The sequence below is a fragment of the Peptoniphilus faecalis genome (assembly GCF_012976305.1).
GTDB classification, from domain to species: domain Bacteria; phylum Bacillota; class Clostridia; order Tissierellales; family Peptoniphilaceae; genus Peptoniphilus_A; species Peptoniphilus_A faecalis.
This window is the reverse complement of the sequence record NZ_JABDSR010000005.1, coordinates 1-14,348: the sequence shown is the minus strand read 5'-3', so window position 1 is coordinate 14,348 and position 14,348 is coordinate 1. Positions and strand designations below refer to the sequence as shown.

The 14,348-nt window shown below is 31.1% G+C and carries 17 protein-coding genes; 16 read left to right on the top strand and 1 reads right to left on the bottom strand.

The annotated features are described in order from the left end of the window. The first annotated feature begins 1 nt into the window (after window position 1). The 4 genes from HKO22_RS04240 (at window position 2) to HKO22_RS04225 (ending at window position 4,894) form a co-directional block, all read left to right on the top strand. Window positions 2-682 (top strand): response regulator transcription factor, encoded by a 681-nt coding sequence (locus HKO22_RS04240; protein WP_075660121.1) that lies wholly within the window; start codon window positions 2-4, stop codon window positions 680-682. 1 nt (window position 683) lies between these two features. Beyond that, window positions 684-2,366 (top strand): sensor histidine kinase, encoded by a 1,683-nt coding sequence (locus HKO22_RS04235; protein WP_169968785.1) that lies wholly within the window; start codon window positions 684-686, stop codon window positions 2,364-2,366. A gap of 145 nt (window positions 2,367-2,511) precedes the next feature. Then, window positions 2,512-2,817, top strand: a complete 306-nt coding sequence (locus HKO22_RS04230; RefSeq protein ID WP_075660123.1) for a DUF6110 family protein — start codon at window positions 2,512-2,514, stop codon at window positions 2,815-2,817. Window position 2,818: 1 nt separating this feature from the next. Further along, window positions 2,819-4,894 (top strand): heavy metal translocating P-type ATPase, encoded by a 2,076-nt coding sequence (locus tag HKO22_RS04225; RefSeq protein ID WP_169968783.1) that lies wholly within the window; start codon window positions 2,819-2,821, stop codon window positions 4,892-4,894. Window positions 4,895-4,920: 26 nt separating this feature from the next. Here the strand turns inward: HKO22_RS04225 and HKO22_RS04220 are convergent, their stop codons facing one another. Further along, window positions 4,921-5,442: a DUF4364 family protein gene (locus HKO22_RS04220; RefSeq protein ID WP_075660125.1), complete on the bottom strand. Its 522-nt coding sequence runs from the start codon at window positions 5,440-5,442 to the stop codon at window positions 4,921-4,923. A 97-nt stretch (window positions 5,443-5,539) separates the two neighbouring features. Here HKO22_RS04220 and hpt point away from each other — a divergent pair, with 97 nt between their 5' ends. The 12 genes from hpt to HKO22_RS04160 all read left to right on the top strand — a co-directional run. Then, window positions 5,540-6,067, top strand: a complete 528-nt coding sequence (gene hpt, locus HKO22_RS04215) for a hypoxanthine phosphoribosyltransferase (protein WP_075660126.1) — start codon at window positions 5,540-5,542, stop codon at window positions 6,065-6,067. Then, window positions 6,054-6,968, top strand: a complete 915-nt coding sequence (locus HKO22_RS04210; RefSeq protein WP_083635562.1) for a type II CAAX endopeptidase family protein — start codon at window positions 6,054-6,056, stop codon at window positions 6,966-6,968. The genes hpt and HKO22_RS04210 overlap by 14 nt, the downstream gene beginning before the upstream one ends. 11 nt (window positions 6,969-6,979) lie before the next feature. Further along, window positions 6,980-7,717 carry an SIR2 family NAD-dependent protein deacylase gene (locus HKO22_RS04205; protein ID WP_169968781.1) on the top strand — a complete coding sequence of 246 codons (738 nt, stop codon included), beginning with the start codon at window positions 6,980-6,982 and terminating at the stop codon, window positions 7,715-7,717. Continuing rightward, a complete protein-coding gene (locus HKO22_RS04200) occupies window positions 7,714-8,439 on the top strand; it encodes a class I SAM-dependent DNA methyltransferase (protein WP_169968779.1) in 726 nt (241 codons plus the stop codon). The genes HKO22_RS04205 and HKO22_RS04200 overlap by 4 nt, the downstream gene beginning before the upstream one ends. Before the next feature lie 2 nt (window positions 8,440-8,441). Then, window positions 8,442-9,362: an Hsp33 family molecular chaperone HslO gene (gene hslO, locus HKO22_RS04195; protein WP_169968777.1), complete on the top strand. Its 921-nt coding sequence runs from the start codon at window positions 8,442-8,444 to the stop codon at window positions 9,360-9,362. Window positions 9,363-9,486: 124 nt separating this feature from the next. Next, complete coding sequence (locus tag HKO22_RS04190; RefSeq protein WP_169968775.1) at window positions 9,487-10,311, top strand: type I restriction-modification system subunit M; 825 nt, start codon at window positions 9,487-9,489, stop codon at window positions 10,309-10,311. Between the two features lie 77 nt (window positions 10,312-10,388). Further along, the gene (locus HKO22_RS04185; protein WP_169968773.1) at window positions 10,389-10,634 is read left to right on the top strand and encodes a cytoplasmic protein; all 246 of its coding nucleotides are present in this window, start codon (window positions 10,389-10,391) and stop codon (window positions 10,632-10,634) included. An 80-nt stretch (window positions 10,635-10,714) separates the two neighbouring features. Next, entirely contained in the window at window positions 10,715-11,488 is a 774-nt protein-coding gene (locus HKO22_RS04180; protein ID WP_169968771.1) for a replication initiator protein A, read from the top strand. Beyond that, window positions 11,485-12,312, top strand: a complete 828-nt coding sequence (locus tag HKO22_RS04175) for an ATP-binding protein (RefSeq protein ID WP_169968769.1) — start codon at window positions 11,485-11,487, stop codon at window positions 12,310-12,312. The genes HKO22_RS04180 and HKO22_RS04175 overlap by 4 nt, the downstream gene beginning before the upstream one ends. After that, a complete protein-coding gene (locus tag HKO22_RS04170; RefSeq protein WP_000606602.1) occupies window positions 12,305-12,790 on the top strand; it encodes a PcfB family protein in 486 nt (161 codons plus the stop codon). The genes HKO22_RS04175 and HKO22_RS04170 overlap by 8 nt, the downstream gene beginning before the upstream one ends. Then, window positions 12,787-13,521: a phage antirepressor Ant gene (locus tag HKO22_RS04165; RefSeq protein ID WP_000625117.1), complete on the top strand. Its 735-nt coding sequence runs from the start codon at window positions 12,787-12,789 to the stop codon at window positions 13,519-13,521. Before HKO22_RS04170 ends, HKO22_RS04165 begins: the two co-directional genes overlap by 4 nt. Beyond that, the coding region (locus tag HKO22_RS04160; RefSeq protein ID WP_169968767.1) for a type IV secretory system conjugative DNA transfer family protein at window positions 13,514-14,348 on the top strand (835 nt) is incomplete at its 3' end. The genes HKO22_RS04165 and HKO22_RS04160, both read left to right, overlap by 8 nt.

The window sequence follows — 14,348 nt, the reverse complement described above, 5'->3', positions numbered from 1 at the left end:
AATGTTAATTTATGTAGTAGAAGATGACACATCGATTTTAAAATTAATTGAATATTCATTGAGGAGCAAGGGCTACGATGTATACTGTTTTGAAAATGGCAATGATTTTTTCGAAAAGCTGAGTGAAAAAAAGCCTGATATTGTGCTTCTTGATATAATGCTTCCAGACATTGATGGTACAGAAATTTTAACTAAGTTAAGGGAAAAAGAGGACACTAAAAATATTTGGGTCATGATGATCACAGCAAAAACTTCTGAGTATGATATTATCTCAGCCCTAGATGGTGGTGCCGACGATTATATTAAAAAGCCTTTTTCTGTAATGGAACTTTTATCTAGAGTTGGTGCTATAGCTAGACGTGCCAGCACTTCTGAAAAAGATAAAAATATTTTAGAATTTAGTGGCATTGTAATGAATAATTTAAAGAGAACTGTTACAATTGATGGCGAGCAAGTGGACTTTACTTTTAAAGAATACGAACTTTTAAAATATTTGATTTTAAATAAAGAGATAGTCATCTCTCGTGAAAAACTTTTAACTTACATTTGGGGTTATGATTATGAAGGCGAAACGAGAACTGTGGATATGCATATAAAACTTCTTCGTGACAAATTACAAGAAAAAAGAAATTATATAAAGACCATTAGAGGCGTGGGCTATATGCTTTCAACGAAGGATTGAAATGAAAAATAGGTTTTTTAGATATTTACTTGGCATATCACTTCTTACGCTTTTTCTCTCAACTATTACATCCATGTTCATCTATTATTCTGTCTATGTAGACAGATCAAACAAAGACCTTTCAAATATAGTCATCACTATGGGCGAAACTTTAAATAAAATTGATGATGACCAAAACTATCTAGAGGATGTGGCTAAAAAGAAAAGAGATTTTAGAATTACTTTAATAAAAGATGATGGAAATGTAATTTATGATTCAGTTGAAAATGCAAAGTTTCTTCCTACACATAAGGATAGACCAGAAGTTATTAAGGCGCAAAGAGACGGCTTTGCACAAATTGAAAGATTTTCAACTACCCTTTCCAAGGATCTCTATTATGTAAGTTTAAAACTTGAAGATGGAAGTATTTTAAGAGTGTCAAGAGAGATGGAAAATCTCCTTGGCACCTTTACAAAAGTTCTTCCCGTAGATATTTTAATGTCACTTTTTGTATTTGGGGTTGCAGTAGTAGTTTCAGGCAGACTTACAAAAAAAACATTTGAACCTTTAAATAATTTAAATGAAGATTTACTTACAATTGACACATATAAATTTCCAGAAATAAGTCCCTTTATTCAAAAAATTAATAAACAAAACAAGACTATAAAGGAGAATTTCAAGGAGATTAGTCGAGAAAGGGATACCATTGAAACTATTTTAAAAAATATGAAGGAATCACTTATTATAATAGATGAAAACAAAAATTTGCTTTCTGTAAACAATTCTGCAAGGGAACTTTTTAATTCAAAAAGAAAACTTATTGGAGAAAATATTTTAAATTTAATAAGAGATGTAGATCTATTAAAACTAATAGACGATGCCTTGATGGGTTCTAGTGTCGAATCTGTTACTAACATTGGAGACAGAGAATTTAAATTTTATGTAAATCCAGTGTTTGAAGATAAAAAAGTTAGAGGCGTGGTAATTTTATTTATCGATGAAACTGAAGAAATTAGAGCATTGAGATTAAGAGAAGAGTTTTCATCTAATGTAAGTCACGAGCTGAAGACACCTCTTACGTCAATATGCGGTTTTTCAGAACTCCTAGTAAATGGGATGGTAGATGAAGACAACAAGGAAGAGTTTTATAAATTAATTTATGACGATTCAAAGAGACTTTTAAATTTAATCGAAGATATTATGAAAATTTCTGGGATTGAAAATGCTGAAACCTTTTCTAGAGAAGAGCTGAATTTGAAGGAACTTATAAGAGATATTTTAAGAGCTCAAAGAAATTTAATTGACGAGAAAAATATTGCAGTTACCTTAGAAGGTAATGGACTTGTATTTGAAAACAAAACTATGATGTGGGAACTCTTTGCAAACATTATAAACAATGGATTAAAATACAATAAAGATGGCGGAAAGCTTGACATAAAAATCACTGAAGATGAAAAAAATCAAGAAATTTTTATTACAGACACAGGCATAGGCATTCCCTCAAAGGATCTAGCGAGAATTTTTGAAAGATTTTATCGAGTAGATAAATCGAGATCTAGAAAAATTGGCGGGACAGGTCTTGGACTTTCTATAGTAAAGCATGTTTTGCAATCTATTGACGGAAAGCTGGAGATAAGTTCAAAACTTGGAATTGGAACTCAATTTAAAGTAATTTTAAAAAAAGATAGAATAGAAGACAAGTAAAGTAATAAATTTTAATAACTCCTAAAGACTGGCTCAACGAGTCAGTTTTTTTATGCATATTAAAAAAATTAATTTATTAACGGAAATATTTTTAATTATTAAAAATAAAAAATGATAATATTATCTTAAAAAATAGGAGGCTATTATGAAAAAGAAATTAATTAACTTAGGCTTAGGTTTTGTTGCAGGAGCGATTGGTGGAAAAATCCTTTCATCAAAAACGGCAAAAAGAATTGCTGTAACAACAGTTGCTGAAGGGCTTAAAATTAAAGAGGGAATTGACAAAGGTGTCGAAAGCGTAAAAGTTTCCACTGAAGATATTGTTGCTGAAGCAAAAGTTAAAAAGGCTGAAGACGACAGAAAAGAAGCTGAAAGAAAAGCAAACTTAGATATCGAAAAAGTTGCCAAAGAAAGCGAAGAATCTTCAGAAGAAATTGAAGTAGAAGAGTAATATGTTTGCAACTATTGTAAGTCGAACTCTAGGCAGGAGTCGCTTTTTATACGATGGCGTACTTAGAAACTGCGATGTAAATAAATTAAAATACAAAATTGAAAGACTATCTGGCGTTAAATCTTGTAAGATTTCACCTCTAGCAAATTCAATTATAGTAAATTATGAAGAAAAACATTTGCCGAAAATTGCAAAATTTATTTTAGAACTCAATTTAGAAGATTTAAAAAATTTTGAAATTGATGATGTAGATTTTGTGCCTCAAGAAGATAGAGAACTTTTTCATATTCTTCGAGATGCAATGTATAGAAGAATTTTCTTTGCACATATTTTGCCAATGCCCCTTAGACCAATTGGAATTTTAATAAGGGCGATACCTTATATTAAAGCTGGATTGAGAAGTCTAAAAAATAGAAAATTAGATGTGGCAATTTTAGATGCGACAGCTATTGGAATTTCTATACTTGATGGAGAATTTAACGATGCAGGAAATATAATGTTTCTACTTGGACTTGGCGAAGAGCTAGAAGATTACACTTTAAAAAAATCAAAGGAAGATCTTGCTCAATCACTAAAACTAAATATAGAAAAAGTTTTTGTAGTTGATGGCGACAAAAAATACTTAAAAAAATTAGAAGAAGTAAATATTTCTGAAGTCGTGGAAGTGAATATGGGTTCCACAATACCTGTTGACGGTGAAATAATTAAGGGTTTAGGAATGGTAAATGAATCCTCACTTACTGGTGAATCCCTTGCTGTGAAAAAAACTGAAGGCAAAACTGTATTTGCAGGTACAGTTTTAGAAGAAGGAGCAATTCTCGTCAAAACTACTAAAAAACACGATGAGTCGAGAATAAATCACATAATTGAATTAATTGGAGAGAGTGAAAAAAACAAATCACTTGCAGAAAAGAGAGCAGAGTCCATAGCCGACTCAATTGTAAAATACTCCTTTTTAGGAGCAGGAATAACTTATTTGTTAACGAGAAATTTCATCAAAGCAAAATCCTTTTTGATGGTAGATTTTTCATGTGCACTTAAACTTACAATACCAATTGCAACTATGAAGGCAATTTCATCTGCATCAGGAAGAGAAATTCTTGTAAAGGGCGGTAGATATTTAGAAAAACTTGCCCAAGCGGATTCAATTATTTTTGACAAGACGGGAACTCTCACAAAGTCAGAGCCAAAGGTTGAAAAGGTAATTGCATTTTACGACAATGACAAAGATGAATGTTTGAGGATTGCAGCTTGCCTTGAAGAGCATTTTCCACATTCAATAGCAAATGCCGTGGTAAAGGCTGCAAAGGAAAAAAATTTAAACCACGAAGAAATGCATTCAAAGCCCGAGTACATTGTGGCACATGGAATAAAATCAAAAATTGGAGATAAAGAGGCTCTAATTGGTTCAGCTCACTTTATTTTAGAAGATGAGAAAATAAAAATTGATGAGGAGCAAAGAAATAAGATTGATGAACTTAAAGAAGATTATTCCCTATTGTACCTCGCCTTTGACGAAAAATTAATTGCAGTAATTTGTATAGACGACCCAATTCGTGAAGATGCGAAATATACAATTGATTCTCTTAGAAAACTTGGATTTACAAGAATTGCAATGTTAACAGGAGATGCAGAAAATTCAGCAAGAGCTGTTGCAGAAAAACTAGACCTTGATTATTATAAAGCTCAAGTCTTGCCAGAGGACAAAAAAAATTATGTAGATAGTGAAAAGGAAAGAGGAAGAACAGTTGTCATGATTGGTGACGGAATTAATGATTCCATTGCACTTTCATCTGCAGACGTGGGAATTTCAATGCACGAAGGAGCAGATATTGCAAAGGAAATCGCAGATATATCAATAAAATCAGACTCCCTAAAAGAACTTATTGATGTAATAAAAATTGCAAGGGAATTGGAAAAAAGAGTCCATAGAAGTTACAGGCATATTGTGTCCTTTAACGGAGCTCTAATTGCACTTGGAGTAGCAGGACATTTGACAAATACAAACTCAGCTTTTCTTCACAATGCGTCCACGGTTGCCATTGCTGGAAGAAATATGATGGAATACAGAGTTTAAATTTAATAAAAAAGAACTCAGAGGTTCTAATTCTTATCTTCTGTCAATAATTTTAATATTTTAGAATAAATATTTTCTGCATTCTTTTTAAAGTTTGCAGATATTTTTTTTGCCATTAACAAATCGGATACTTCGATTTTTAAATCCAAGACATCAATTTCACCATCTTTAATTTTTAGACGAGTGTATCCTGTACCCTTTTCCTCATAAATTTCTGATGTAATGGAATTTTGAAGCAGCAATTCATGGCGATATTTTTTCATTTTTTCATCTAAAAACTTTATATTTTCCTCTGGGATTTTCTCGTAAAAAATATCTAGCGTTTTAACACCATCATCAGATAGATAATATTTCTTATCTCTATCAAAGAGTACTAAGCCCGTTGATTCCAATTCCTTTAAATACTGCTTAAAGTAAAAGTAATTAAAGAGTTCAATATCTAATACAAAATAGCTAAGATCATTTTCCTTTAACTTGTGGCTGAAGTTATCTATTATGTATAGAATTAATAATTTATTTAATGCAAGTTCAAAAGAACTTTTTTTCATAAAATCACCTTCTCTGTAATTATACCAAAGGTTTTGTGATAATGGCAATTAAAGATGAATTTTTGCCATTTTTTGATATAATGTAGGTGGAGGAATTATGGAAAGACAAATATTATTTTCTCGCGATGAGATAAGAGAAAAAGTAGAAAATCTTGGCAAAAAGATTAGTGCTGACTTCGATGACGATTTCGTTGTCATTTCTCTTTTAAGAGGAAGCTTTATTTTTGCGGCAGATTTAGTTAGAGAGATTGATAAATTAGTTGAAATAGATTTTCTTACAACTTCAAGTTATGGACATAATGAAAGTTCTAGTGGAGAAGTGAGGTTTTTAACGGATTTACGCACAAATATTGAAAATAGAAATGTTTTAGTTGTAGATGATATTTTAGACACTGGCAACACACTTTACGCAGTGAAAGAAAAACTTTTGACTTACAATCCAAAAAAACTAAAAACTTGCGTGCTTTTAGACAAGCCTTCAAGGCGAGAAGCAGATGTAAGTGCCGATTATGTTGGTTTTGAAATTGAAGATATTTTTATAGTTGGTTATGGTTTAAATTATGGCGATTATTACAGAAATGTGCCATATATCTACACTTATAAGGAAAAAAATGAAGAATTTTAAAAAGAAAAATCTAAATGTCATGAGCGTCAACACATTGACTCTAGTGCTGGCAATTATTTTCTTAACAATTGGTTTTAATATTCAAGAAAAATATAGTTTTTGGGGAACATTTATTACGGAAATTTTTATAATTTTAATTCCTGCAATTTTAATTTCCTCTACGGGAGATATTAGAGAAGTTTTAAAGATTAAAAAGATTTCTTTTGAGAGCATTTTAAAAACAATTATACTTGTAATTTTAGCATATCCAGTCATTCTTCTCTTTAATGGAATTTTTTTGTCGCTTTTATCAAATTTTATTGAGTACAAAAATTTTCCCATGGAGATAATGCTACAAAATGTCCCAATTTTTAATTATTTAATATTTATGTGTCTTGTGCCAGCTATTTGCGAAGAAGTTTTTTTTAGAGGAACGCTTACAAATGCCTATAATGTTTATGGCGAGAGGTTTGCCATAATTGTATCAGCCTTAGTTTTTGCACTATTTCATTTTGACATACAAAACTTTATTGCACCCTTCTTGTTGGGGCTTTTGTTTTCAAGTTTAATTGAAGTTACAGGTTCAATTATTCCTGCAATATCGGCCCACTTTGTCAATAATGTAATTGCAGTTTTAACTGCTAGGTATGTCAATGAAAGGCTTTTTGAATTTTTGAGAAAGACGAAATTATCTCGCGAGATTGGTTCCCTTGAACTTTTAATAATTATTATATTAATTGTAATTTCAATTTTTTCAGTGATTTTAATTAGATATATTTTGAAGAGTTTAAAAGAAGAAAATAATAAGGACAAAGAAATAAAAATTAGATATAGAGATGTGGAGGGCATTGATTTATTTAATTTTGTGCCAATAATTGCCCTTGTTATTTTGTATTTCATTTATCACTACATTGTTTTTTAGGAGGTAGGATTATGGATAAAATAAAAGAAGCAGCTGATTTAATTTTAAAATCAAAAAAAGTTTTTGCACTAACTGGTGCAGGAATTTCCACCGACTCAGGCATCCCTGATTTTAGATCTTCCACAGGATATTATTCAAAAATGGATCCAGCCCTTGCACTTTCAAAGGACAGATTGTTAAACCATCCAGAAATTTTTTATAAGGAAGGTTACAAAATTTTGGAAGACTTAAACGACCAAGAGCCAAATGGCGGCCATAAAGCTCTTGCAAAATTAGAAGAATTGGGATATTTATCGGGGATTATCACGCAAAATATAGACAATCTTCACGCAAAGGCTGGCTCAAAAAACATTTACGAAGTTCACGGCGAAACTCGTGGCACACATTGCATGAAATGTGGCAAAGAATATCCCTTTGCAGTAATGCGTGAAAAAGTGGAAAAAGGAGAAATACCACCTAAATGCGACGAATGCGGCGGCACAATTAGACCGAATGTAGTTATGTTTGGCGATATGATGCCAGATGACTTTGAAAGGGGAGCAAGGGAGCTTGACAACACTGACACTCTAATAGTTGTTGGTTCATCCCTTACAGTTTCTCCAGTAAATTTCTTGCCAAATTATGTTGACCATTTGATTATAATAAATAATGATCCAACGCCAATGGATCGCCAAGCAGATGTAGTCATTCACAAAAATTCTACAATTGTTTTACAAGAAATTTTAAAGGAGATTGAAAGCAGAAAATGATGTACAAAGATTTCGCATATTTTTACGACAAGCTCATGTACGATCTAGACTATGAAAAAATCTATAAATTTATCAAAGAGGTTCTAGGGGAAAAGTCTCTAGAACCTGTGTTAGTTTTAGAAATGGCTTGTGGAACAGGTGCCCTTACAGAGAAAATCATAAGGGATTACAAGGTTCATGCCTTTGACTTATCAGAAGATATGCTTAGCCTATGCGAAAATAAAATAAGAAACAAAAATTTAAAATTATTTAAACAAAATATGGCGGATTTTTTGGCACCCTCAAAATATGATGCAATATTTTCCGTAGGCGACAGTTTAAATTATGTAACTTATGAAAAAGATTTTGAATCTGCTTTAAAATCAAGCTACCAACACTTAAATGAAGGCGGAATTTTTATTTTTGACTTAAACACAGAATACAAATTTAAAAATATACCGCCAGTTACAGTGGATGAAGTGGATGATGTCCTATACATTTGGGAAAACATTTATGATGACGAAAAAAAATTAAATACCTATGGAGTTAATTTTTTTAGAAATATAAAGGACGATGAATATAAAAGATTTTACGAGGAACATTTTGAAAGAGCTTACGACTTATCTTTTGTAAAAAATTTATTAGAAGAAATTGGATTTTGTGAAATAGAAGTTTATGACGACTATGAGTTTAAAGCAGTTGGAGAAGAAACTTCAAGATACACAATTATTGCAAGGAGGTAATAATGGGATATATTTTAAGGGCAATTGACGAAACTGAAACTATAAAAATTTCTGCTGCCATTACAACTGATGTGGTAGAAGAAGCAACGAAAATTCATAAATTATCAAAGACTACAAGTGCTGCACTAGGTAGAGTTTTGACTGCAGCATCAATTATTGGTTCTTGGCAAAAAAATGAAGAGGACTCAATAACTCTTTCCATTAATGGAGATGGACCTGCTGGAAGAATTGTTGCAACTTGTAAAAACGACGGATTTGTAAAGGGTTATGTTACAAATCCCACAGCGGATCTTCCAATAAGGGAAAGTGACGGTAAAATTGACGTGTCTGGAATTGTAGGCAAGGGAAATTTAACTCTTGTAATGGATACGGGAATGAAAAAGCCTTATACGGGTACAGTAAATTTAACTACAGGAGAAATTGCAGAAGACCTTGCAGTTTATTTTAGCCAATCTGACCAAGTTCCATCTGCAGTAGGTCTTGGAGTATTAGTTGATGTGGACTATTCAATAAAGGCTGCTGGCGGATTTATTATTCAGTTAATGCCCGATGCAACTGAGGAGCAAATTTCAAAGCTAGAGGAAAATTTAAAAAACCTTCCAAGCGTTACTTCAATTTTAGATGAATATCACGATGCAGAAAAATTAATTGAAATTTTAATGAAGGACATGAATTTTAAAATTCTTGAAAAGAGAGAAATCACTTATAAATGCAATTGCTCTCGAGAAAAAGTTGAAGATGCAATTGTATCTGTTGGACCAAAAGAAATTGAAGAAATTTTGCGTGAAGACAAAAAAGCTGAAGTTAGCTGTTATTTTTGCGACAAGGTTTATAATTTTGATGAAAGTGATTTAGAGAGAATGCTAAAAAAAGCTAAAGACATAAATAAAAATCGCAAAATAATTATTCAAGATAATTTTTAATTATAGATAAAGCAGAAGTTTATCCTATTAGAACTTCTAAAAAAACAGATAAAAACATCTTTAAAATAACAAATATAGAAGAAGGATTAATCAAAGTCTAATCAGTAAAGTGAGGTAGAAGAGGATGTCAGATTTAAAAAAGGAGAACAAAGAAATAGTACAGAGAGCAGAACTTCATAGAAAAATTTGGGCAATTGCCGATGACGTTCGAGGGGCAGTAGATGGATGGGATTTTAAACAATATATACTAGGAATTTTGTTTTATAGATTTATTTCCGAAAATATTACTGAATTTTTTAATTCTGCCGAACATGAAGCTGGCGACTTAGACTTTGATTATGCTAAAATTTCTGATGAAGAAGCAGAATGTGATTTTAGACCGAACACCGTTGAAGATAAAGGCTTTTTTATATTGCCAAGTCAGTTGTTTAAAAATGTTGTAAAAAATGCTAGAGACAACGAAAACTTAAATACTGACTTAGCTAATATATTTAAATCAATTGAAGGCAGTGCAGTAGGCTTTGCATCGGAAGATGACATCAAAGGACTGTTTGAAGATGTAGATACAACGAGTAATCGCTTAGGAGCAACAGTAGCAGAAAAAAACAAAAGATTGGCGGATATACTGACAGGCATAGCAGAAATAAATTTTGGGAACTTTCAGGATAATGATATAGACGCCTTTGGCGATGCCTATGAATATTTGATTTCAAATTATGCCAGTAACGCAGGTAAATCTGGCGGCGAGTTTTTTACTCCGCAAACAGTATCAAAGCTATTAGCAAGGCTCGTAATGGATGGAAAAACAAACATCAATAAAGTCTATGACCCTACTTGTGGGTTTCGTGTCATAATAGTGATAGAGGCAAATAGTTATGTAAATATAAGGAGTTCAAGACTTCTACCAAAGTTTAAAACTCAAAAAATAAATAGTTGGTGTGCTGCTTAGAGTATCCATTTTAATAATGGATATTGTAAATAGCATACCAATATAAATAAAGATTATAAATTTTATAAGGAGGTAGTATGGATTGTATAGAAGCTCATAAGTATTCTTTTGCAAATAAAACTATGCTTGAAAATGAAAAGAAGTGTGGTTGTTTTTATTGTTGTAGAATCTTTTCTCCAAATGAAATAGATGATTGGTGTGAAGATGAACCAAATTGGACAGCAATTTGTCCATATTGTGGGATTGACTCAGTGATAGGAGAATCTATTGGATATCCACTTACAAAAGAGTCGTTAGAAAAAATGCACAAAGAATGGTTTTAGTAAATATTTAATATGTAAATCTTAGACGATAGAAAGTAATAATTCTGTCGTCTTTTTTATTTCAAAGAAAGGAGGCAGGAATGAATTTTGATTATTTTTATAATAGGCAATCTGAAATGTATAACTTCATTAGGTTACCTATGGTATTGATGGAAGATGAGATTTTTGAGAGCATTTCTATTGAAGCTAAAGTTTTGTATTCATATATGCTTAATCGAATGGGTCTTTCATATAAAAATGGCTGGATAGATGAAGATGGAAAAGTCTTTATTTATTACACAATAGAAAGTATAAAAGATCAATTTAATTGTGCGAGTGAAAAAGCAAATAAATTAATAGCTGAACTTGATATTAAATCAGGAATAGGACTTATTGAAAAGAAAAGACAAGGACTGGGAAAGCCTAACAGAATTTATGTTAAAGACTTTATGAGCATATTTAATAATATGGAATTAAAAAATCAAGAAGTTCGAAAAACAAAATTCCAGAAGTTCGATAATCGAAATTCAAGAGATTCGAATATCGAAAGTCAAGATTTTCGAAAATCGGAAGGTAACTATAACAATAATAGTAATAATGAGTTAAGAAAGAATGATTTTAGTAAAGGACAAAAACCTTATGGAATATATAAAAATATATTTTTGACTGATGAAGAATACAAGGACTTAACAAATGAGTTAGGAAGTAGAATTAATGAGTACATTGATAGGCTCTCGTCATATATGAAAGCAAATAACAGAGTGTATCAAGATCACAAGGCAACAATAATTAATTGGTATCTTAATGATCAGGCAAAAAATATTAATGAAAATTCAACAAAAAAGATGAATTACGATATAGGTGAGAGTTTATGATAAGCTTAAAAGATTTTGTATTAAGAGAAAATGATATTGAAAGAAAAGGACATATTTATTGCAAGGTCTGTGGTAAAAGAGTAGATGGAGAATTACTTGACCTTGGATTTACAAAGTTTATTCCAAGAATTAAATGTGAATGTGAAATAAAAAGAGATAAGGAAAACGAAGAAAGAGAAAGACTGATGAGAATATCGACATTGAAAAGAGATTGCTTCTCATCACCTATCCAACACAAATATAATTTTGAGAAATACTTAAATGAAAAAGGTCAAGCTTATAAAGTTGCTTATAATTATGCCAAAAGCTTTGAACAAATGAAAGAAGACAATGTTGGACTTTTATTTTATGGAGATGTTGGTAGTGGAAAAACTTATCTTGCTTGTTCAATTGCAAATGAATTAATCGAAAGAAAGCAAGTTAAAGTTAAGATTATGAATTTATCTCAGGTTATAAATCAAATACAAAAATCTGCATTTAAGCTAGATTCAAACGAAATTATAGATAACCTATCCAATATTCCTTTGTTAATCTTAGATGACCTTGGAATTGAAAGGGATACATCTTATGCAAGAGAACAAGTATATAACATTATAAACTCAAGATACTTAAAGGGTAGGCCGACAATTTTTACTACAAACTTATCATTGGAAATTATTCAAAATCCAAACATTGACCTTGAGTATCAAAGGATATATTCAAGAATACTTGAAATGACAATACCAGTTAAAGTTACGGGAGAAGATTTTAGAAGAAAAATCCATCAAGAGAAGTTAAGAAAATACAAAGAGTTACTTTTATATGGAGGTGGAATAGATGATTAATGAAGAAGTATCAAGGTCAAGTCTTAATCTTGAAGTAAGACTTGCAAAAGCAACAAGTAAAGCAATTCTTGATGCCTTAAAGAAAGTTCACAAGCAAATAGAAGAACAAGGAGGTTTGAAAAATGTAATAAAAAATAATGGAGAAGAAGTAAAACTAAAAGATATGGTTAAAAAGGGACAGTTAGAAGAAATTAATCTAAAGGATCCTGAGTTAAAAGAACTAAAGAAAATTTTAAATAAACACGGAGTGAAGTTTTCTGTTATGAAAGATAAGGAAACTGGCAACCACTCTGTGTTTTTTCAATCTAAGGATATAAAAGTAATGGAACACGCCTTTAAAAAAGCAGTTAAGGTTTCTGAAAGAAAGGCCGATAGAAAAGATTCAATAACTAAGACTATAAATAAGTTTAAAGATATGGCTAAGGACACCATTAGCAAAGATAAAGTTAAAAATAAACATAAGGAGCAAAGCTTATGATAAGTAATTTAAAAACATTTGAAAATAAGAATTTTGGGAAACTCACTGTTATAGAAAAAGACGGTGAGTTTTTCTTTATAGCAAATGAAGTAGCAACTATGTTAGGATATGTCAATCCAAGAAAAGCTGTTTATGACCATGTAGATGAAGAAGATAAGGGTGTAACGAAATGGAACACCCCTGGAGGAATACAGAATATTTCAATAATTAATGAGTCAGGATTATATTCACTTATCCTCTCATCAAAACTACCACAAGCAAAAATATTCAAAGCTTGGGTAACTAGAGAAGTCTTACCAAGTATTAGAAAAAATGGAGGATATATAGTAGGGCAAGAAAAGAAAACTAATGAAGAGTTACTTGCAGATGCAATTCTAGTAGCCAATAGAATTATTGCCGAGAGAGAAGAAGAAATTGAAGAATTAAGACCAAAAGCAGATTATTATGACAAATTAGTAGATTATAACCTACTTACAAACTTTAGAAATACTGCCAAAGAGTTAGGAATACCACAAAATCAATTTATAAGTTTTTTAATGGATAAGGGATTAATTTATAGAGATAAGAAAAAGAAACTCTTACCTTATGCAGATAAGAACAAGGGATATTTTGAAGTAAAGGAATGGGTTGATCCACTAGGTACACTTGTAGGCATACAAACATTTATAACACCAAAGGGAAGACACTACCTACTAATTTTATTAGATAGTGAAGGTTTCTACGATGAATAAGGTATTAGAAGCCATTCTTTCTGATATTAAAAACTTAATTAAAATAGACAACCCAAAGAAATTTATATTATCAAACATTCCTTATTTATCATTTTGCTACATTGGAAATATCTTTTCTAAGCACATCAATTCTTATGTAGGAGGAGATATTATTGATAGAATAATGGTAGGAATTTCTGATATAGGAACTTTATCTTATATACCAAGTATTAATCCAAGGGACTTGTTAGTAGGTGTTTCAGTTGCTGGTCTTGTTAAGCTAATTGTTTATAGCAAAGGTAAAAACAAAAAGAAATATAGGCAAGGTAAAGAGTATGGATCTGCAAGATGGGGAGAAAGCAAAGATATTGCTCCTTATATTGACCCTAAGTTTGAAAATAATGTTCTTATAACTAATACCGAAAGACTTACAATGAACTCAAGACCTAAAAATCCTAAATACGCTAGAAATAAAAATGTATTAGTTATAGGTGGTTCTGGATCAGGTAAGACAAGATTTTATGTAAAGCCAAACCTAATGCAAATGCATTCTTCTTATGTAGTAACAGACCCTAAGGGGACGCTTGTGTTAGAGTGTGGAAAAATGCTTTATGAAAATGGATATGACATAAAGATATTAAATACAATAAACTTTAAAAAATCTATGAAATACAATCCCTTTGCATATTTGAGAAGTGAAAAAGATATTTTAAAGCTTGTTCAAACAATTATTGCCAACACTAAGGGAGATGGAGAAAAGGCAGGAGAAGATTTCTGGGTAAAAGCTGAAAAGCTATATTACACTGCCCTTATCGGTTATATATATTATGAAGCACCAGAAGAAGAAA